This is a genomic window from Pseudomonas parakoreensis (assembly GCF_021602155.1).
GTDB classification, from domain to species: Bacteria; Pseudomonadota; Gammaproteobacteria; order Pseudomonadales; family Pseudomonadaceae; genus Aquipseudomonas; species Aquipseudomonas parakoreensis.
This window is the reverse complement of sequence record NZ_BQHY01000012.1, coordinates 181,949-201,207: the sequence shown is the minus strand read 5'-3', so window position 1 is coordinate 201,207 and position 19,259 is coordinate 181,949. Positions and strand designations below refer to the sequence as shown.

Annotated in this window: 17 protein-coding genes; 8 read left to right on the top strand and 9 right to left on the bottom strand. The window is 60.8% G+C overall.

What is annotated here, in order from left to right:
• Window positions 1-185: hypothetical protein (locus L6D63_RS20035; protein WP_236170376.1), on the top strand; the 185-nt coding region annotated here is incomplete at its 5' end.
• A 178-nt stretch (window positions 186-363) separates the two neighbouring features.
• Here L6D63_RS20035 and L6D63_RS20030 read toward each other — a convergent pair.
• The 3 genes from L6D63_RS20030 to L6D63_RS20020 form a co-directional block, all read right to left on the bottom strand.
• Window positions 364-3,132, bottom strand: a complete 2,769-nt coding sequence (locus L6D63_RS20030; RefSeq protein ID WP_131669973.1) for a hypothetical protein — start codon at window positions 3,130-3,132, stop codon at window positions 364-366.
• A gap of 252 nt (window positions 3,133-3,384) precedes the next feature.
• Window positions 3,385-3,780: a YbaN family protein gene (locus L6D63_RS20025; protein WP_047292418.1), complete on the bottom strand. Its 396-nt coding sequence runs from the start codon at window positions 3,778-3,780 to the stop codon at window positions 3,385-3,387.
• Window positions 3,781-3,790: 10 nt separating this feature from the next.
• Window positions 3,791-4,378, bottom strand: coding sequence for a UPF0149 family protein (locus tag L6D63_RS20020; RefSeq protein ID WP_025110580.1), 588 nt, complete (start codon window positions 4,376-4,378; stop codon window positions 3,791-3,793).
• Window positions 4,379-4,772: 394 nt separating this feature from the next.
• Here L6D63_RS20020 and recQ point away from each other — a divergent pair, with 394 nt between their 5' ends.
• From recQ to L6D63_RS20005, 3 genes are all read left to right on the top strand, one after another.
• The gene (recQ, locus tag L6D63_RS20015) at window positions 4,773-6,902 is read left to right on the top strand and encodes a DNA helicase RecQ (RefSeq protein ID WP_047292421.1); all 2,130 of its coding nucleotides are present in this window, start codon (window positions 4,773-4,775) and stop codon (window positions 6,900-6,902) included.
• 133 nt (window positions 6,903-7,035) lie between these two features.
• Window positions 7,036-7,470, top strand: a complete 435-nt coding sequence (locus tag L6D63_RS20010) for a MarR family transcriptional regulator (protein WP_016984207.1) — start codon at window positions 7,036-7,038, stop codon at window positions 7,468-7,470.
• Between the two features lie 127 nt (window positions 7,471-7,597).
• Entirely contained in the window at window positions 7,598-9,373 is a 1,776-nt protein-coding gene (locus L6D63_RS20005; protein ID WP_131669974.1) for a motility hub landmark protein FimV, read from the top strand.
• A 141-nt stretch (window positions 9,374-9,514) separates the two neighbouring features.
• On the opposite strand, the gene L6D63_RS20000 is transcribed toward L6D63_RS20005, so the two are convergent.
• Window positions 9,515-11,704, bottom strand: a complete 2,190-nt coding sequence (locus L6D63_RS20000) for a patatin-like phospholipase family protein (RefSeq protein WP_095667207.1) — start codon at window positions 11,702-11,704, stop codon at window positions 9,515-9,517.
• A 71-nt stretch (window positions 11,705-11,775) separates the two neighbouring features.
• Here L6D63_RS20000 and L6D63_RS19995 point away from each other — a divergent pair, with 71 nt between their 5' ends.
• Window positions 11,776-12,063 carry an Rdx family protein gene (locus L6D63_RS19995; protein WP_095667206.1) on the top strand — a complete coding sequence of 96 codons (288 nt, stop codon included), beginning with the start codon at window positions 11,776-11,778 and terminating at the stop codon, window positions 12,061-12,063.
• Here L6D63_RS19995 and L6D63_RS19990 read toward each other — a convergent pair.
• Window positions 12,057-12,950, bottom strand: a complete 894-nt coding sequence (locus tag L6D63_RS19990; protein ID WP_121184286.1) for a DMT family transporter — start codon at window positions 12,948-12,950, stop codon at window positions 12,057-12,059. The two genes, L6D63_RS19995 and L6D63_RS19990, sit on opposite strands and share 7 nt — an antisense overlap.
• A 175-nt stretch (window positions 12,951-13,125) precedes the next feature.
• Window positions 13,126-13,890 carry a helix-turn-helix transcriptional regulator gene (locus L6D63_RS19985; RefSeq protein ID WP_047292432.1) on the bottom strand — a complete coding sequence of 255 codons (765 nt, stop codon included), beginning with the start codon at window positions 13,888-13,890 and terminating at the stop codon, window positions 13,126-13,128.
• Between the two features lie 136 nt (window positions 13,891-14,026).
• Here L6D63_RS19985 and L6D63_RS19980 point away from each other — a divergent pair, with 136 nt between their 5' ends.
• A complete protein-coding gene (locus tag L6D63_RS19980; protein WP_047292436.1) occupies window positions 14,027-14,842 on the top strand; it encodes a UDP-2,3-diacylglucosamine diphosphatase in 816 nt (271 codons plus the stop codon).
• 116 nt (window positions 14,843-14,958) lie between these two features.
• Here L6D63_RS19980 and L6D63_RS19975 read toward each other — a convergent pair whose 3' ends face one another.
• Together L6D63_RS19975 and L6D63_RS19970 are read right to left on the bottom strand one after the other, a co-directional pair.
• A complete protein-coding gene (locus L6D63_RS19975; RefSeq protein ID WP_047292438.1) occupies window positions 14,959-15,549 on the bottom strand; it encodes an HD domain-containing protein in 591 nt (196 codons plus the stop codon).
• A gap of 26 nt (window positions 15,550-15,575) precedes the next feature.
• Window positions 15,576-15,887, bottom strand: a complete 312-nt coding sequence (locus L6D63_RS19970) for an Mpo1-like protein (RefSeq protein ID WP_047292440.1) — start codon at window positions 15,885-15,887, stop codon at window positions 15,576-15,578.
• Window positions 15,888-16,051: 164 nt separating this feature from the next.
• On the opposite strand from L6D63_RS19970, the gene L6D63_RS19965 reads away from it, so the two are divergent.
• Window positions 16,052-17,107 (top strand): AraC family transcriptional regulator, encoded by a 1,056-nt coding sequence (locus L6D63_RS19965; protein ID WP_217325479.1) that lies wholly within the window; start codon window positions 16,052-16,054, stop codon window positions 17,105-17,107.
• Here the strand turns inward: L6D63_RS19965 and L6D63_RS19960 are convergent.
• The gene (locus L6D63_RS19960; protein WP_047292446.1) at window positions 17,064-18,518 is read right to left on the bottom strand and encodes a TrkH family potassium uptake protein; all 1,455 of its coding nucleotides are present in this window, start codon (window positions 18,516-18,518) and stop codon (window positions 17,064-17,066) included. The two genes, L6D63_RS19965 and L6D63_RS19960, sit on opposite strands and share 44 nt — an antisense overlap.
• Window positions 18,519-18,639: 121 nt before the next feature.
• On the opposite strand from L6D63_RS19960, the gene L6D63_RS19955 reads away from it, so the two are divergent.
• Window positions 18,640-19,206, top strand: coding sequence for a nitroreductase family protein (locus L6D63_RS19955; protein WP_047292448.1), 567 nt, complete (start codon window positions 18,640-18,642; stop codon window positions 19,204-19,206).
• Window positions 19,207-19,259 lie beyond the last annotated feature (53 nt).

The following is a 19,259-nucleotide window of genomic DNA, read 5'->3' as shown; positions in this document are numbered from 1 at the left end:
GCATCGATGTCAGCGCCCTGGCTGGCGCCACGCCGAACCAGACCATCGACCTGGCCGGCGTCAACCTTGCCAGCCACTACGGCGTGACACCGGGGGCGGGCGGGGTGGTTGCGGGTGGGCACGACACGGCGACGATCATCAGCGGCATGCTCAATGATCATTCGCTGAAGGTGGACACGGTGTGATCAGGGTCTGAAACGACAAAACCCGCCGCCCCGGTTGATCGGGACGGCGGGTTTTTTCTGTTTGAAACATCACAGCCTGGATATCGGGCAATTGCACCGCCAGATTGTCCACCCGTGAACATTCTGGACGAGTGGCAAGGAGCGGTAGTCGTCTTGCTCCCGTGGTCGCACTCCATCTTTACCGTCGCTGCATGGTGAAAAAGTCAAAGGCGATCAGGTCCATTCTTTTTGTGACGATCCGCATGCTCCAGATGTTGTTTTCACTGGACGTGCATGACACCAATTGCGGCTCGGCCTGGTTCAAAAGATATTCATGCTGTATTTGCTGATTTGTCTGGTTGTAAAAATAGACTGAAATGTCGCTGAACTGGGCGAACCTGCAATAGCAACTGACAGCGGAATAACCCCAGTTGAAGTTTATGCGCATGTCTTGCGAGGTACCCGAAGCGTCCACGTGCATTTCAAGAATCTGCCCCGAACTTCTGTTGGCTATGGCGCTGAATGGTCCTCCGTGAGTTGGCTTGATACTCGAAAGAGCGGTGATCCCGAGGCTTCCACTTCCTCCGGAAAATGCAATTGTCATGCTGGGCAAAGTAATCTGTCCGCCAGCCGTTATGGTTCGGGATGGATAACTATCGAAGTTCTCCGAAAGCACGACTTGCACCGTCAGTTTCCTCTGCGCCGAAACGGCGCCCGAGCCATACACGGCTTTTACGGTGAAACTGTGCAGGCCGGCGATGAGTTCGGAAACTGTCTGCGTCCACACTCCCGAAGCGTTCACCTTGATCTGTCCCTTGCGGACACTGCCGTCGTAAATCTCGACCAACGCATTGGGGCTCGCTGCACCGGTCAAGACGATTTTTTTCTCATAGGTAGACGCACCGTTGGCAATCTCGCTGGTATTGATCGTGCCTTTTACCGAAGTAATCGTCGGCGCCACCTCCTGCCCTACGATCACCGTCCACACTGGCGAAACAGTACTCGACCCGTACAGCGCTTTTGCCGTGAATCCGTGACTGGCTCGGGTCAGACCCGTGAGTGTGAATCTCCATTTACCACTGCCGTCTGCCTTGACCTTGCCTTTGGACGTGGTGCCATCGAAGATTTCGACTTCAAGAAATGCATTGGCCGTGCCCGACAGTGTGACGCTGGTATCGGAGGTCGTGCCGCCATTGGCAATCACAACGCCGCTGGCGTCATGCGCGGCGGTAATGGCCGGTCTTTGGCCGTACACGACGGTGAGTTTTCTCACGTTCGATGACGGATTGGTTGCATATTGGCCGACGGCTTTGATGCTGAGCGGCACGTCCTGCGTGAGGCCGGTGAGCGGGAGGCTCCATGCGCCGTTCGTTACGGCCTTGGCCTTGCCTTTGGCAAGGCTGCCGACGAAAACCTCCACCTCCTGACCGGCGGGCGCCGTGCCGCTGACGGTCACTTCCTTATGCACGGTGTAGCCGTTGTCGGGAATTTCCCAGCGGCTCAAGTCCTTCACCGAAGTGATCGTCGGTGCCACCAGGGCGACCGATCGGATGGTGTAGGTGCGAAGTGGAAACACCACCGCGTTGTCTTTGATGTTGCTCTTATCCAGTGCTACCAGGAAGTGGAGGGTCAGGGGGGTATTGTGGCCAAGTTGCTTGAGGAAGCTGTTGGCGAATGTCCGTGGCCAGAACCCTTGGTTCAGCCACGTCGCGTTGACGTAATTGCCGCCGCCATTCCAGATCGTCAGGTTGTGCGCGCTGCCATCGGCTTTCTTGCCTTCCAGCCACAGCCACACTTGCTGCCCGGCTTCGATCAGCGTCCAGAGCAAGCCGTGGATGGTCGCGTCTTTAGTGCCGAGTGCGTTGACGTCGAGTACGTTGTTTGCGTCGGCGTCGATGATTTTTGGAGGGATCAGGGCCGATGCGGGTAGCGGAAGAATGTTCAGTTTCAGCGGCGGTGATGTGGTGGATACGCCGTTGCGGGTAACGGTGTAGTCCACGGTGATGGGGCTGTTCAGGGAGAAGGCCAGCACTGAGCGCGGCACCGCAAATTCCAGGCCGGCACTGACCAGTCGTTGCGGGCTGGTGTAGGAGCCGTCTGCGGCGGCTGTCGAACCGGTCCAATTCACGAAAACCAAGTCGCTGGGCAACAAGCCTGTGGGGATCATCACGCGGATTTGCGGCTGGGTCGGGCTGAAGTTGTTGCCGGACTGACCGATGACGGTCGGGGCGCGCAGATCAAGGCGGCTGAGGTGTATGTCTATGATTTGTTCAGAAGATCGTGCGCGATTGCCCAACTGATCGATGACGTAGAACTCGGCGACCGCATCGGGGCCGTCGCCTGCCTTTTCGAAGTCTGCCGTGAACAGCGTCAGGGTGATCGGAGCCGGGGCATCCGGGACGTTGAATCTGAAAATGGTATCGCCCAACTTAAACTCGATACGATCAAATGACCGGCGGTTAGTGTAAGTGAACGTGAACACAACGCCCTGCGCAGCCCGATCGGCACTCACGCCATGGGTGACGACGTCGGGTGGAATCGTCAATACCAGACTCGTCGAAGGACGCAGGTTGTACAGCACGATTAATTTTCTTGATTCTTCAACATTCCCACCCACGCGCGTGACGACGTAGTTAACCGTATTGACCCCTTGGTTGAAAAAATCGGATGGTATGTACAGCGAGAGGCGTTGATTTTCTTCACCTGGAGCAATGGTCTTGCCCGCGGGGGTTTTTTCGCCGTCAACGTAGACGTCGACTCGATCATGGGCGGCCTTGGTCGAGGCAAGCATTTGCAGTTCGACCCAAGGGTCAATCAATACTTCAAGCCCACTTGGATCGGCGGTTACAAGCGCTCTGGACACTCCCACGTCAGCGATGCCATCGGGTTTGACCGGTGTTATCGAGCCTTGGATGATCAACGGGTACAACACGAATAACTGATTCAGAGTTGATGACTGGATATCCATGGCGCGTACCTTGAGTGAAAGAAGTCTGTCCAGACGGACCTGACTCATCTCACATCAGGTGGAGGCGGCTGCCTACTGTCAGACCTGACAGGTGCGGGCAGGTTTAAGACGAGCGGTCACAGAGCTTCGGGCTAAACAACAAAATCCTGCGCGAACGTCGTCCCCCTGTAGAAGCTGCCGAAGGCTGCGATCTTTGATTTTTAAACAACAAGATCAAAAGATCGCAGCCTTCGGCAGCTCCTACAGTGGGAATCAAGGTTTGTGCAGGGTTTTCTGCCGCAGGATATAGACCGTCACCAGCACCGCACTGGTCAGCATGAACCCCCGCGCCCATGGCAGTGGCACCAGATAGCACGAGAACAGAATGCTCGGCCACATCAGGCCGATCGCGTAGACCTTGCCCTTGAGCGGAATGCCATTGCCATCGAGGTAGTCGCGGATCCATGGCCCAAGCTTTGGATGCTCGACCAGCCATTGATAGAAACGTGGAGAGCTGCGCGCGAAGCAGGCCGCTGCGAGCAGAAGGAAGGGAGTGGTGGGCAGCACGGGCAGGAAAATCCCGATCACCCCCAATACCACGCTGATCCAGCCGATGGCCAGCAGCAAGTAGCGCAACATCAGGGGGCGGTTGCCTATGGGGTTGTCCATAGGCCGGATCTTAGTGATGGCGTGGCTTGAGGATCGCCGGTTTTTCGTCCGGGGCCTGGCACAGCAGATACAGCGCGGTCAGGGCTTCCGGGATCTGCACGATCATGTCGTCCATCAGGTTGGCGTCCTTGGCGATGTCTTCGAACTCTGGCTGCTCGTCGAACAGACCCGAACCGACCATGATCGGCAGGAGCATTTCGCTGACTTCTTCTTCAGCGGTTTCGAACCAGGCCGCTTCGCGCAGGAACACACCTTCCATGAAACCGATGCACCAGCCGCGCAGTTCGGAGTCGTCCGGCTCGTCGCCCAGATCCAGATCGCACGGCAGCTCGAATTCTTCGTCGGACGCCAGTTGGCGGGCGATGTGTGCCTTGAGGCCGATCAGCGTGGCTTCGATCTCTTCGCGCTGCGCGTCGCTGCTGTAATGCGGCTCTTCGGCGAACAGGGCGTCGATCCACTCACGCTCCGGTACATCTTCTGCACAGATCGACAGGGCGGTCAGGTAACCGTGGGCGGCCACGTAATCCAGCGCCTCTTCGTGCAGCTCGTCGGCGTCGAGGAAGACTTGCAGGCGGGTCAGTTGCTCAGCGAAGGACATTACGGGGCTACCTTGGGGAATAAACAATGCGGGAATTCTAGGCCTTCTTGCGCGCTCAAGCCAGCCGCATGGCAGATTTGCCCCGCCACGGCCCGCAGATCCACCGAGGATCCCTGTAGGAGCTGCCGAAGGCTGCGATCCTTTGATTTTGTTTTTCAAGATCAAGATCAAGATCAAAGGATCGCAGCCTTCGGCAGCTCCTGCAGAGGGGTGCAGGAATGACTCTACTCAGCGGCACCCCTCGTCGGGAAGGGCTCGGGTATACTGCCGCGTTTTGCGCTCCCTGCTTGTCGCGCGGCTGTCATTGCAATGCGCTCTTACGTTTTGTTTAAGCAGCCCTGGCTGTCCTGAACCAGCCTGTGCAGGGATGTTTCGGTAGATTTTTGGAGTTTTTATGCTCGAACAGGCTCAACGCGTCCTCAAGGACATCTTCGGCTACGACAGTTTCCGTGGCCGCCAGGGTGCGATCATTGAGCGCGTGGCCAGCGGCGGTGATGCGCTGGTGCTGATGCCTACCGGTGGCGGCAAATCCCTGTGCTTCCAGGTACCGGCGCTGCTGCGCGAAGGCCTGGCGGTGGTGGTGTCGCCGTTGATCGCCCTGATGGACGATCAGGTCGCCACCCTCGAAGAGCTGGGCGTGGCCGCTGCTGCACTGAACTCCACGCTGAGCGCCGAACAGCAGCGCGATCTGGCGGCGCGAATCAAGCGTGGCGAAGTGAAGATGCTCTATCTGGCGCCGGAACGTCTGGTACAGCCGCGCATGCTGTCGTTCCTGCAAGGGCTGAACATTGCGCTGTTTGCCATCGACGAGGCGCATTGCGTATCGCAATGGGGTCATGACTTCCGCCCGGAATACCTGCAACTGGGCCAGTTGGCGGAAATGTTCCCCGATGTGCCGCGCATCGCCCTGACCGCCACGGCCGACAAGCGCACCCGCGAAGAAATCGTCACCCGCCTGCACCTGCAGAACGCCGAGCGCTTTCTGTCGAGTTTCGACCGGCCGAACATCTTCTACCGCATCGTGCCCAAGGAGCAGCCGCGCAAGCAGTTGCTGGCGTTCCTTGCCGAGCGCCGCAGCGATGCCGGCATCGTCTACTGCCTGTCGCGCAAAAAGGTCGAGGAAGTCGCCGCGTTCCTCACCGAGCAGGGCTTCCCGGCGCTGCCGTATCACGCCGGTCTGCCCAACGATTTGCGCGCCTACCACCAGAAACGCTTCCTCAACGAGGAGGGCCTGATCATGGTCGCCACCGTGGCGTTCGGCATGGGCATCGACAAGCCCAACGTGCGCTTCGTCGCGCACCTCGACCTGCCCAAATCCCTTGAGGCCTACTATCAGGAAACCGGGCGCGGCGGTCGTGATGGCCTGCCGGCGGATGCGTGGATGGCCTACGGTCTGCAAGATGTGGTGATGCTCAAGCAGATGCTGCAGAACTCCGAAGGCGACGAGCGCCACAAGCGCCTGGAGCAGCACAAGCTCGACGCCATGCTTTCGCTCTGCGAAGAAACCCGCTGCCGCCGGCAGACGTTGCTGGCCTATTTCGACGAAGACATGCCCGAGCCGTGCGGCCACTGCGACAACTGCGTCGACGGCGTGCAGACCTGGGACGCCACCGAGCCGGCGCGTCAGGCGCTGTCGGCGATCTATCGCACCGGCCAGCGCTATGGCGTCGGCCATCTGGTGGACGTGTTGCTGGGCAAGGATAACGAAAAGGTCCGCAGCTTCGGTCATCAGCATCTGTCGGTGTATGGCGTCGGCAAGGCGCTGAGCGAAAGCGAATGGCGCTCGCTGTTTCGTCAGTTGGTGGCGCGTGGTCTGGCCGACGTCGATCACGAGGGCTATGGCGGTTTGCGCCTGAGCGACACCTGTCGGCCATTGCTCAAGGGCGAGGTGACGCTGGAACTGCGCCGCGACCTCAAGCCGCAGGTCACCGCCAAGACCGCCAGCAAGAGCCCGGCCAGCCAACTGGTGCGCGGCGAAGAGCGCGAACAGTGGGAAGCCCTGCGTGCGCTGCGGCGCAAACTCGCCGAAGAGCATGGTGTGCCACCGTACGTCATCTTCCCCGACTCGACGCTGCTGGAAATGCTTCGCAGCCAGCCAACCTCGCTGGCCGACATGGCGCGGGTCAGCGGCGTGGGTGCGCGCAAGCTGGAGCGTTACGGCGAGGCCTTCCTCGAAGTGCTTGGCGGCGAAGCCGAAGCGCCGAAAGCGGTGGCCGACGTGCGCCACGAACTGATCACCCTGGCCCGCGCCGGCATGACCCCGATGCAGATCGCCGGGCAGTTGCAGTGCTCGGAAAAGAACGTCTACACCATGCTCGCCGAGGCCATTGGCAAGCAGCAATTGTCGCTGGAGCAGGCGCTCGACCTGCCTGAAGAACTGATGGGCGAGGTGCAGGATGCGTTCCTCGACGGCGAAGGCGAGTTGCCGTCGGTCGCCGAAGTGGCCGAGCTGTTCGCCGGTCGGGTTCCGGAAGGCGTTCTTTACTGCGTCAGGGCTGCGTTGCAATCTGAGTTTGAAATGTAAGAGGGCGTTTGCGCCAACCGTCAGGCAGTTGTAACGATTCAGTACAGGTCGGCTCTTGCCTATAGCCAAATGTCATGCTTAGCTGACTAATAATTAGTTTTTCTCTATTTGTCAGTCTACTCATGAGTGTTTTATGCCGTTAACCGATCAACACCGCTTTGGCATGCAATTGGCCCAGATGTCCCGTGGCTGGCGCGCCGAACTGGATCGCCGACTGGCGGGGCTGGGATTGTCCCAGGCGCGCTGGCTGGTGCTGCTGCATCTGGCGCGTTTCGAAGAGGCGCCGACCCAACGCGAGCTGGCGCAAAGTGTCGGCGTCGAGGGGCCGACCCTCGCGCGTTTGCTCGACAGTCTGGAAAGCCAGGGCCTGGTGCAACGCCAGTCGGTGATGGAAGACCGCCGGGCGAAAAAAATCGTGCTCTGCGCACCTGCGCTGCCGCTGATCGAACAAATCGAAACCATTGCCACGCAACTGCGCCACGAATTGTTCGAAGGCGTCGACGAGGCGGATTTGAAGGTGTGCATGCGGGTTCACGGGCACATTCTGGGCAACCTGGAAAAATCTTGAGGCATAACCGCGTGCCGGTTTTTTGAGAGATCGCGCTGAGCAGACTATAAGAACTACTGGGCAATATCGTGTTCGTACCGGATGTGCGAACGCATAGAAACCGGTTTTGCTTATCTAAGGGATGCTCATGCACGCAAGTCGGCACGTGGTACTGCGCAGTGGCGCCAAATGGCTGCTGGTCGCTGGCGTTTTCAGCTATTCGGCCTGGTCGATGGCACTGGGCCTGGGAGACATCACGGTTCACTCGGGTCTCAATCAGCCATTCAAGGCCGACATTGCGCTGGTGGATGCCGCTGGCTTGAGTGCCAGCGATCTCTCGGCCAGCCTGGCTTCGGCAGATGAATTCGGCCGGGCCGGGGTGGAACGGGTGTTCTTCCTCAATGACCTCAAGTTCACCCCGATCCTGCATGGCAATCGTCAGATGATCCGGGTAACCTCGCGCAAGCCGGTCAAGGAACCCTTTCTGAATTTTCTGCTGCAGCTCGATCAGCCCAATGGCCGCCTGCTGCGCGAGTATACGGTGCTGATCGATCCGCCTGGATCGCCCAGTATCGTACCGGCCACGGATGAACCCGATCCCCATCCGCAATCCTCTGAATTTCCCGCCGTCGAGCCTGCCACCGCGGCGCCTCAGGCAGCCCAGGGCAAACGCGATGCACCGTCCTCGGCGCCGACATCTCCAGCGGCGGCTTCGCCCGCCAGCGATGCCCTCGCGGAGCAATTGGCGACCAGCGTATTGCTCAATCAGCAACTGCAAAAGACGGTGGACGAACTCAACGTCAAACTGCAGGCGCAGGATGTGCAGATTGCCGACGGTAAAAAACAGGTCAGTGATCTGCAAACGCGTTTGACTGAATTGCAAAAGCCTCCGGCACCGGTGATTACGCCGCCAACCCCAGCGCCAGCACCCGCCGCGCTGCCAGTCGAGGACAATGATCTCAACTGGCCGCTGTTCGGCGGCTTGCTGCTGTTGTTGGGCTTGCTGGTGGGGGGGCTGGTCGTGCGCCGTCGCCGGCAACTGGCCGAAAATGCAGCGCCGCTGGCGCTTGCCCCGACCGGTCACGAGCCGGATCTGGACGACAGATCCACTGCGCCCTCGATAGGCCTCGGTGCAACACCCGAGCATCGTGAAGAGCCGGCGGCGGGAGATGTGCTGGAGGCGGTGGGAATTTACCTGGCCTACGGACGCCTGAACGAGGCCGTCGGGCTGTTGCGCGATGCCTTGGACAAAGAGCCGGAACGCACCGATCTGGGCGTGCAATTGCTTGAAGTGTTGGGGCGTCAGGGCGACAGTGCCGCTTTTGAGCAACAGGAAAACCAATTGCGCGGGGCAGGAGTCGATCCTCTGCAACTGGAGGCGATCCGGGCGCGTCATCCAAAGCTCACCCGTGTTGCAGCGATCACACCGGTGTTGCCTGTCATCGCTGCAGCACCGATTGCGCCAGCACCACCGGCGCCTGAGGACGATTTCGAATTGAACCTGGGGGAGCTGTCGATGGCTTCAAGTTGGGATCTTGAAGACAGTCGGACGGCCGCAGATCAGCCATCCGCGGGCGCCCCCGCGTCGGACTCAAGCCTTGAAGTGCTGCCGGTGGACTTCGAGTTGCCCGAGGTCGCCGCGAGTGACGAGGCGGAGCTGGAGTGGATTCCCGAACCCGACGCGCAGCCACTGGATGATGACTTTCTCAATGAATTTGGTGACCCGCCGCCATCACTGGCGCTGGAGCCACTGACACCGCAGGAGCCGGAACCTGCTGTCGCTTCGGTGAAGCTTGAACAGGCGCAAACCTGTATTGATGACGGGGATATCGACAGCGCCATTGCGCTGCTCAATGAGTTGCTCAAGGAAGGGGACGAGCCTCTCAAGCAAACGGCGCGGACGTTACTCGCGGGTATTCGCTGATGTTGAGTCACCGCAATTGTGCAGTGACTGGACTTTCACCTTCGCGAGCAAGCTCGCTCCCACAGTTGGAATGCGCTCCATTGTGGGAGCGAGCTTGCTCGCGAAGGCCTCAGGGCTGGCAACATCAATCCACCTGAATGATCAGAACGTCTGCCCCAGATTCAGATAAACCGCCTGTTCATTCGCATCATTCAAGCCATAGGTGAAATTCAACGGTCCCAACGGCGTATCGAAACCGATGAACACACTGGCGGCATTGATGTAGCCACTGTCGAATTCGTTGTCGTTGTTCCACGCCCGGCCGCGTTCCAGCGAGGCGCCGGCATACAACGGGAAGTCCAGTGGCAGGTACGAACGCGGGGTCAACCGGCGGTAATACACCGCGCGCATCAGGCTGACGTTTTGCCCGGAGATCGAGTCCTCGCGAAAACCCGACAACTGCCGTGCGCCGCCAAGCAGGAAGCTTGAGGTCACCACGTTGGTGTCATCCAGCGTACGTCCATAGCGTCCACCGAGAATCAGCGTATCCGGACCGCGACTCATGGCCTTGTCCAGCTTGAACTCCCACTGGCGGTAACGGGTGTCCGAACCCAGGCTTGGTTCGAATTGCAGCAAGGTCAGGCTGATGTCTTTGCCGTCGTGGGGGTAGTAAACGTTGTCCAGCGAGTCGAACGAATACTTCAGCGAGTAGAAGCCCTCGTTGAAGTGTTCGCTCGGCAGGTCCTGATCTCCAATGCGCACGTCGGCCTTGCCCCAGGCTTCGCCGACGCCGAAACGCACTTCGCCGTTGTTGCCGATCTGCCGTCCGACATTCAGGGCCATACCGTAGCGTTCGACCCGGTATTGGGCGATCGGATCGTTGTCGAGCACGGCGTCGACGTTCTGCGCCTGGAACACCAGAGAGGGCGCGATGAAGTAGCGCGAGCCGACATCCAGCGGTTGATAGAACTCGGTGTACAGCTCCTGTTTGTCGCCGATCTGCGCCCGGGTCAGCCATTCCGCGCCGAGACGGTTGATGCCGTTGATCCGATAGCTGGCGCCGAGGTTGAAAGCGCTGGCGCCGCGCATGTCGTCCGACAAGTTCAGGCCGACCCGCAGGTAATCGGTACCGCTGCGTTTGCCTCGGGCGCTGATCACCAGCGTGTGATCCTGGCCTTTGTGCACCACGCGGTACTGCACCTGTTCGAAGTAATCGAGGCCGTACAGCGTGCCCATGTCCGAATGCAGTCGACCCAGATCCAATGGCTCACCGATGGGCTGGCGGATGTAGTAGCGGATCACGTCGTCACCGACTTTCGAATTGTTCTCGACCTTGATCGCGGTAATGATCGGCGTGCGCTGGCCCGGGGCGCGGGCCGCATTGAGTTCGGCGTCTTGAGATTCGTGAGGTTTGAGCTGAGCGAGGCGGGCGTCGAGAATCCGCGTGGCGCGGTAACCGGCATCGATCATCTCCTGGGCCTTGCCGAAGTCGGTGACGCCGAACGCCGCCAGCGCTGGCTGGATCAGCACGTCGCCGGGTTTGAGGGCGGCCAGCTGTTCTTCGGAGTTGCGCCGGGTCATCAGGGTGATCGACTGGTTCAGCACATCAACCACGGTGGCGAGTTGCTTGCGGTTGCGCAGTGGCGTGCCGATGTCGACCACGATTGCCACGTCGACGCCCATTTCCCGCGCGACGTCGAGCGGGATGTTATCGGTCATGCCGCCGTCCACCAGCAGCCGGCCGTCCAGTTCGACCGGGGCGAACACCGCCGGGATCGACATGCTGGCGCGGATCACCTGCGGCAAGTGACCTTTGCGGAACACCACTTTTTCGCCGTTGGCGATGTCGGTGGCGACCGCGCGGAACGGGATTGGCAGCTTGTCGAAGTCGCGGGTGTCGCTGGTATGCGCCAGCAGGCTTTCCAGCATCAGCGCCAGGTTCTGGCCCTGAATCACCCCCAGCGGCAGGCCGAGGCTGCCGTCATCACGAAAACTCAGTTGCTGTTTCACCAGAAAGTCGCGGTCGTCCTGTTTGCGGCGAAACGGCACGTCTTCCCGGGGCGGGGCGTCGGACAGCGCCTGTTGCCAGTCGATGTTCAACGCGAGTTTTTCCAGCTCATCGATCTTGTAGCCCGAGGCATACAGGCCACCGACCACCGCGCCCATGCTGGTGCCGGCAATTGCATCGATTTTGATGCCTTGCTCCTCAAGGGCCTTGAGCACGCCAATGTGCGCCAGACCACGGGCAGCACCGCCGGACAGCACCAGGCCGACTTTCGGGCGGGGGGCTTCGGTGGCATTTACAAACAACGGCAGCAAGCCAAGCAGCAGGCAGAACAGCAAACGGCGCATGGTGAGTCTCGGGGCAAGCGATAAAGCCGGCTATTATAGCGGCGCCCCCTGTCTCAGGAGTTTCAGCGAACATGTCTGCTGCAAAACCGGAAATCGTCATCACGTATTGCACCCAATGCCAGTGGCTGCTGCGCGCCGCGTGGCTGGCGCAGGAACTGCTCAGCACTTTCGGCGACGACCTCGGCAAGGTGTCTCTGGTGCCCGGCACCGGCGGGGTATTTCACATCAGCTGCGACGATGTGCAGATCTGGGAGCGCAAGGCCGATGGCGGCTTTCCCGAGGCCAAGGTGCTCAAGCAGCGAGTCCGCGATCAGATCGACCCTGAGCGCGACCTCGGCCACAGCGACCGCACTCAGTGAGACGCAGCTTCGGCGGCGACGGTTTTCTTGTCGGCGCTGCCTGACATTCGCGCCGAGACCACGATGGCGACGATGATCAGCGCGCCGCCGATCAGCATGCGCACGCTCGGGTTTTCATCGAACAGCAGCCAGGCGACGGTGATGCCGTAGACCGGCTCCATGGCGAACACCACGGCGGCGGTGCGCGCCTTGATCACCGCGAGGCTGGCGACAAACAGGCTGTGCGCAACGCCGGTGCAGAACACCCCGAGCAGGCCGATCCACAGCCAGTCCATCGCGCGTACTTCGCTCAGTTGCGGGGCCGCGACCGGCAGCAGACACAGCGCCACCACCACGTTTTGACACAGCGCCGCCTGCACCGCCGGGATACGCCCGGAGCTGGCGCGGTTGGTCAGCGACAGCAGGGCGAACAGCAAGCCCGACAGCACCGCCCAGAGCAATCCGGTGGTGGCGCCGCTGGCCAGATCGAACGCCGGAGTTACAAGCACAAGACCCACGCTGACCAGCACCACCAGCACGATCTCATTGGCGCGGATGCGTTCGCGGAAAATCAGCCCTTCAAGAATCACCGTGAACGCCGGGAAACTCGCGAAGCCCAAGGTCGCAATCGCCACCCCGGCGACTTTCACTGCGATGAAAAAACTCACCCAGTGCCCGGCCAGCAACACGCCGCTGAGTGCCAGGCGGCGCCAGTCGACCGCCTGCAGTTTCTGCCAGCCGTGCTGGCTGGCGAAGCGGGCGAAAAAGGCCAGGGCGAGCACGGCAAACGCCGCACGTCCGAAGACGATAACCGCCGGTGAGGCGGCCGCGAGTTTGCCGAACACACCGGTCAGGCCGAACATCAGAGCGCCGATATGCAGGGCGCCGAGGGCAGTACGCGGAGTCATTGCAATCCTTAATCCGAACACGGTTTCAAATGCAGGAGCTGCCGCAGTCTGCGATCTTTTGATCTTGCTTTTGATCGTGAAAAGTCAAAGTCAAAAGATCGCAGCCTTCGGCAGCTCCTACAGGGAGCATGGGCAAACATTGAAACGTGTTGCGGCGCAGAAGTCTGTCGGCGAACTAGCGTTTTTTGTCGCAGGAATCGCGGCGCAATTGGCCCGGGGACGCGCCAAACTCCCGCAATACTGCCGCCGCGAACGCACTTTGCGAACTGTAGCCGACCCGGCAGGCGATTTCGCCGATGGGCAGCGCCGTGTCGCGCAGCAGGCAAACCGCCTTGTGCAGCCGCCGGCTGCGAATGTAGTCCATCGGCGTCTGCCCGCATTCCGCCATGAACCGTGCGTGCAGGCGGGCGCTGGACAATCCGGCGATCTGCGCCAGATCGGCCACTTGCAGCGGGTAGGCGGCGTATTGTTCGATGTGCGCATCCAGCGCCGCGTAGGGCAGACGCCGCGCCGAGTGTTCGGCAGGTCTGCCGTGATTCAGGCTGGCGAGCAGCAACACCGCGCCTTGCTGGGCGATCAGCGGATCCGTGACCGGGCTGTTCGCCAGCCAATTGACCAATTGGCTTTGCCCGGCATCAAGGGACAACCGCGCAGGCTGGTCGAGCAAGCGCTGACTGGCGTCGGCGTGCTCGCCCAGCGAATCGTTCAGCCATGGCCCGTCGGGCACGTCCAGTACCAGACAACGGCTGCCATCGGGACTGCCGCAGGCATGATGCGCGCCGCCGGGGACGACCACGAAACTCTGCTGACGCACCTGGCTGCCCTGACCCTCGACTTCGAAATCCAGCGCGCCGGACAGACCGAACACCAGTTGCGCGTGGTCGTGGCTGTGGACGATCAGGTCGTGGGTGTATTGGCGCAGAGTCAGGATCGGGCGCATGGCAGAGGTCTCCGAAGTGAGCGCCAGTCTACACCGGGGCAACGGGCTTGCGCGCTGTCACACGACTGACGCCTGTCTGTCATGGTCGATTCACTAGGCGCGTGCACAGTGGCGAAAACATCGCAGAGGGTTGCCCATGACCAGCGCCGAGCTCGCCAGACCCAGCCGTAAACAACGGGTGCGCACCTTGTGGATTTCCGATGTGCATCTGGGCACACGGGACTGCCAGGCCGAGCACTTGTCGCAATTTCTCAAGGGCTACCACGCCGACAAGATCTACCTGGTCGGAGACATCATCGACGGCTGGAAGCTGCGCGGTGGCATGTACTGGCCACAGGCGCACACCAACGTGATCCGCCGCCTGCTGACCATGAGCAAGCGCGGCACCGAGGTGATCTACGTCACCGGCAACCACGACGAATTCCTGCGCCGTTATTCGAAGCTGATCCTCGGCAACATCCAGTTGGTCGACGAGGCGGTGCACGTCACGGCGGATGGCCGGCACTTGCTGGTGATCCATGGCGATCAATTTGACGTGATCACCCGCTATCACCGCTGGCTGGCCTTTCTCGGCGACTCGGCCTACGAATTCACCCTGACCCTCAACCGCTGGCTCAATCACTGGCGTGCCCGTTATGGCTACGGCTACTGGTCGTTGTCGGCGTACCTGAAACACAAGGTGAAGACGGCGGTGAGCTTCATCAGCGACTTCGAAGAAGCGATCGCCCACGAATGTGTGAAACGCGAATTGCACGGCGTGGTCTGCGGGCATATTCACCATGCCGAGATCCGCAAGGTCGGCGAGGTGGACTACCTCAATTGCGGCGACTGGGTGGAGTCGTGCACGGCGTTGATCGAGCATTGGGATGGCACGATCGAGTTGTATCGCCTGGCAGATGCCCAGGCACGGGAGGCGCAGCTCAAGGCGGCCAAGGTCGCTGAACTCGCCTGATTTCTCGGCTATACAAAAGGGCCTCATCGCTGGCAAGCCAGCTCCCACAGTGATCGGGGGCGCTCGCAATACCTGTGGGAGCTGGCTTGCCAGCGATGAGGCCGGTACAGACAACATCAGGCGGGGGCGTGTTCTTCCATCGCCGCCTTGTAGATCGAATGCTTCGGCTGCGCAAACAGCCGTTCCAGCATCGGCTCGAAGAAGCTCAGCGGCAGGGTTTCATAGGCCGGGTCGAACGCCGCCGCATCGTACCTGGCGCAGAATTCCGCCGTCGCCTGGTACTGCGGATGCGCGGCGAATTGCTCGCGCAGGTGCCGATCCATGCCCAGGTGATGGAAGAAGTAGTAACCCTGAAAGATTCCGTGCTTCTCGACCATCCACAGATTTTCGGCGCTGACGAACGGTTTGAGAATCGCCGCCGCGATGTCCGGGTGATTGTAGGAGCCGAGGGTGTCGCCGATGTCATGCAGCAGCGCACAGACCACGTACTCCTCGTCACGGCCATCGCGATAGGCGCGGGTCGCGGTTTGCAGCGAGTGGGTCAGGCGATCCACCGGGAAGCCGCCGAAATCACCTTCCAGCAACTTCAGGTGCGCGACGATCCGCGACGGCAATTGCCGGGCGTAGGCGCTGAAGTCGGCGGCGATGATCGCCCAGTCTTCCGGCGTACCATCCTGCATGTGGGTGAAGCGGGCATTGGCGTTCATCGGCAAGCCTCCAGGTGTGTCGGGTTTCAGAACGCCACGCGGCCGAGGATCATGTCGCGGTACATGACGAAATCGCCGAGCAGGCTGTACAGCGGATGCTGGAAAGTCGCCGGACGGTTCTTCTCAAAGAAGAAGTGCCCGACCCAGGCAAAGCTGTAACCGGCCAGCGGTAGGGCCAGTAACAGTAGCCAGGCGCCCTTGGCGAGGGTCATGGCCAGAATGAAAATCACCAGCGTGGTGCCGATAAAATGCAATCGGCGGCAGGTACTGTTGGCGTGTTCGCTGAGGTAATACGGATAGAACTCGGCGAAGCTATTGAATGGCTTGATGTTTTCCACGACTGCGATCTCTGTGGTTATTGTTCTGACGGCAAGTTGTTCGGCGGGTAGCCTATTTGAGTCTAGAGTGAACACTGGTATCAGCCAGTGACAATGGGCGCCACTTTAGTATCCTTCGCAAATCGGGTCGCAACATGTGATCCATCATGTAAAAGAATGACGCCATGAGCGAACGAACGACTTCTGCAAGCTGGGCGATGGGGATTGTCAAAGCATTGGAGATGGACGGCCTGGATTGCCGGGTGCTGTTCAAGCAACTGGGGCTCGATTACGCCGCCCTGGATGATCCGGATGCGCGTTTCCCGCAAGATTCCATGACCCGGCTCTGGCAACGGGCGGTCGAGCTGTCCGGCAACCCGGCGATCGGCTTGAACATGGGCAAAGTGGTGCGTCCGGCCTCGTTCCATGTCGCCGGCTATGCCTTGATGTCGAGCAACACCTTGGCCGAAGGCTTCCAACGGTTGGTGCGTTATCAGCGGATCATCGCCGAAAGTGCCGACCTGAGTTTTCGCCTGCTCGAAGAAGGCTATGCGCTGATTCTGACGGTGCATGGCGATCACCTGCCACCGACCCGACAGAGTGCCGAAGCCTCGCTGGCCTGTGCGTTGGGCCTGTGCAGCTGGTTGACCGGGCGCACGCTGCATCCGGTCAAAGTGCTGTTCCAGGGCGACGAGCCCGCAGACCTGCAACCTTACAGGCAAGCCTTCCATGCGCCGCTGATGTTCAACGCGCCGTACGATGCGTTGATTTTCGAACGGGCCGACATGGAGGCGCCACTGCCCACCGCCAACGAAGCCATGGCGCTGTTGCACGACCGGTTTGCCGGGGAGTACCTGGCGCGATTCTCTGAAAGCCGCGTGACCCACAAGGCTCGGCAGGTGCTATGTCGCTTGTTGCCGCAGGGCGAACCCAAGCGCGATACGGTGGCGCAGACCCTGCATCTGTCGCAGCGCACCTTGCAGCGGCGGTTGCAGGAGGAGGGCACGAGTTTTCAGCAGTTGCTCGACGACACCCGCCGCGAACTCGCCGAGCAATACCTGGCCCAGCCGAGCATGACCCTGCTGGAGATTGCGTATCTGCTGGGGTTTGCCGATCCGAGCAACTTCTTCCGCGCCTTCCGTCGCTGGTTTGACACCACGCCCGGCGATTACCGGGCGCGGCTGTTGCAGGCGCCGGTCAGTGACGCCAAAAGGCCGGAATACACAGCACAAACACCGTAATGATCTCCAGTCGGCCGAGCAGCATGCCGAACGACAGGATCCACTTCGCGGCATCCGGCAGGGTGGCGAAGTTGCCCGCCGGGCCGATGGTCTCACCCAGGCCCGGGCCGACGCCGGACACGGTGCTGGCAGCGCCTGTCAGCGCAGTCATCCAGTCCACGCCGAGCAGCGACAGCAGCAGGGCGATCACGCAAATGGTGATGGCGAAGAAGAACGAAAAAGTCAGAATCGAACGCACGATTTCTTCGTCGAGACGGTGACCGTTGTACTTCTGCTTGATCACCGCGCGCGGGTGAATCAACTGGTTAAGGTTGGCCTTGAGCAGGATGTAGGCGACCTGGAAACGGAAGATCTTGATCCCGCCCGCGGTCGAACCGGAGCAGCCGCCGACAAAGCCCAGATAGAAAAACAGCATCAGCGAGAAGTTGCCCCACAGGCTGTAGTCGCCGAGGGCGAAACCGGTGGTGGTGACCACCGAGGTCACGTTCAGCGCCACGTGCCGCAGGGCCTCCAGCCAATGCAGCTTGGTGGTCCACCAATACCAGGTGCCAAGCACCAGCCAGGTCACCAGCAACATGCCGAGCAGGCCCTGCACCTGCTGATCCTTGATCAATGCCTTGCGATTGCCGCGCATGGTCGCGACATAGAGGGTGAATGGCAGGCTGCCGAGAATCATGATCACCACCGCGACCCAGTGCACCGCCGGTTGTGTCCACTTCGCCAATGACTGGTCGGAGGTCGAGAAGCCGCCGGTGGAGATCGCCGACATCGCGTGGTTGATCGCATCGAACGGGCTCATTCCGGCCCACCAGAATGCCAGGCTGCCGAGGATGGTGATGCCGACGTAGGCGGCCACGATCAGGCGCGCCACCATGTGCGAGCGCGGCATGACCTTTTCTGAACGGTCGGAGGATTCGGTCTGGAACAGGCGCATGCCACCGATGCGCAGCAACGGCAGAATCGCCACCGCCATGCCGATGAAGCCGATGCCGCCGAGCCAGTGCAGCAGCGAGCGCCACATCAGGATTCCCGGCGACATGCTGTCCAGCCCGCTGAGCACGGTTGAGCCGGTGGCGGTGATGCCGGACATGCTTTCAAAGAACGAGTCGGTGTAGCTGATGTGCTGAGTCAGCAGGAATGGCAGCGCGGCGAAAATGCACACCACCAGCCAGCTGCTGACCGTCAACAGGTACATGTCACGCGGGCGCAGATGGATGTGTTCCGGGCGTCCGGGAATCACCAGCGCAAGGCCGGCGAGGAAGGTGATCATGCTCGCCCAGAGGAACGACGGCAGGTCACTGGTGCGCTCGAAAATCACCAGGGTGGCCATGGGCACGACCATGGCGACGGCCAGGGTGATCAGGAAGATGCCGATGATGAAACCAATGATCCGTAAGGTCGGCAACGCCATGAAGTCCGCTCGGGCTGAAGTGGGAAGGGCGCCATTCTACCCGTGAGGCAGGGCATGTAAACCGGCATCCCGTTGGCAGATGAAGCTAGAATAGCCGCACATTTTTCTCAGGAGGTGGCCGATGCAGGCTCTCGACGCGTTGCTCAACCGTGTTTCCGTTCCACGCCTGGTCGAACCGGCCCCCACCGCGCAGCAGCGCGAAGCGCTGTTCGGTGCGGCCCTGCGTGCGCCGGATCACGGCCATCTGCAGCCGTATCGTTTCCTCACCGTCGAAGGTGCGGCGCGCGAGCAAATGGGCGAGTTGCTGGCCGAAGCGGCGCAGATGCAGGAAGGTGAAGTCACTGAAGCGATGATCGACAAGGCGCGCAACGGCCCGCTGCGGGCGCCGCTGGTGGTCGTGGTGATCGCGAAACTGCAGGAGCACGTCAAGTATCCGAAGGCCGAGCAGTTGCTGGCGGCGGGGTGTGCGGCGCACGGAATTCTGCTGGCGGCCTATGCGCAGGGGATTGGTGCGGTGTGGCGTACCGGTGATCTGGCCTATTCGGCGCATGTGGCCAAGGGGCTGGGCCTGGCTGAAGGCGAGCAGGTGATTGCCTTCCTGTACCTCGGCACGCCGCAGAAAGAGCCGCGCGTTGCCGAGAAAGTTGATCTGGCCGAATTCGTCAGCGCCTGGCCGGGCAAGGTTTAAAGTCAAAAGATCGCAGCCTGCGGCAGCTCCTACAGGTGTTTCGGCTCTGTAGG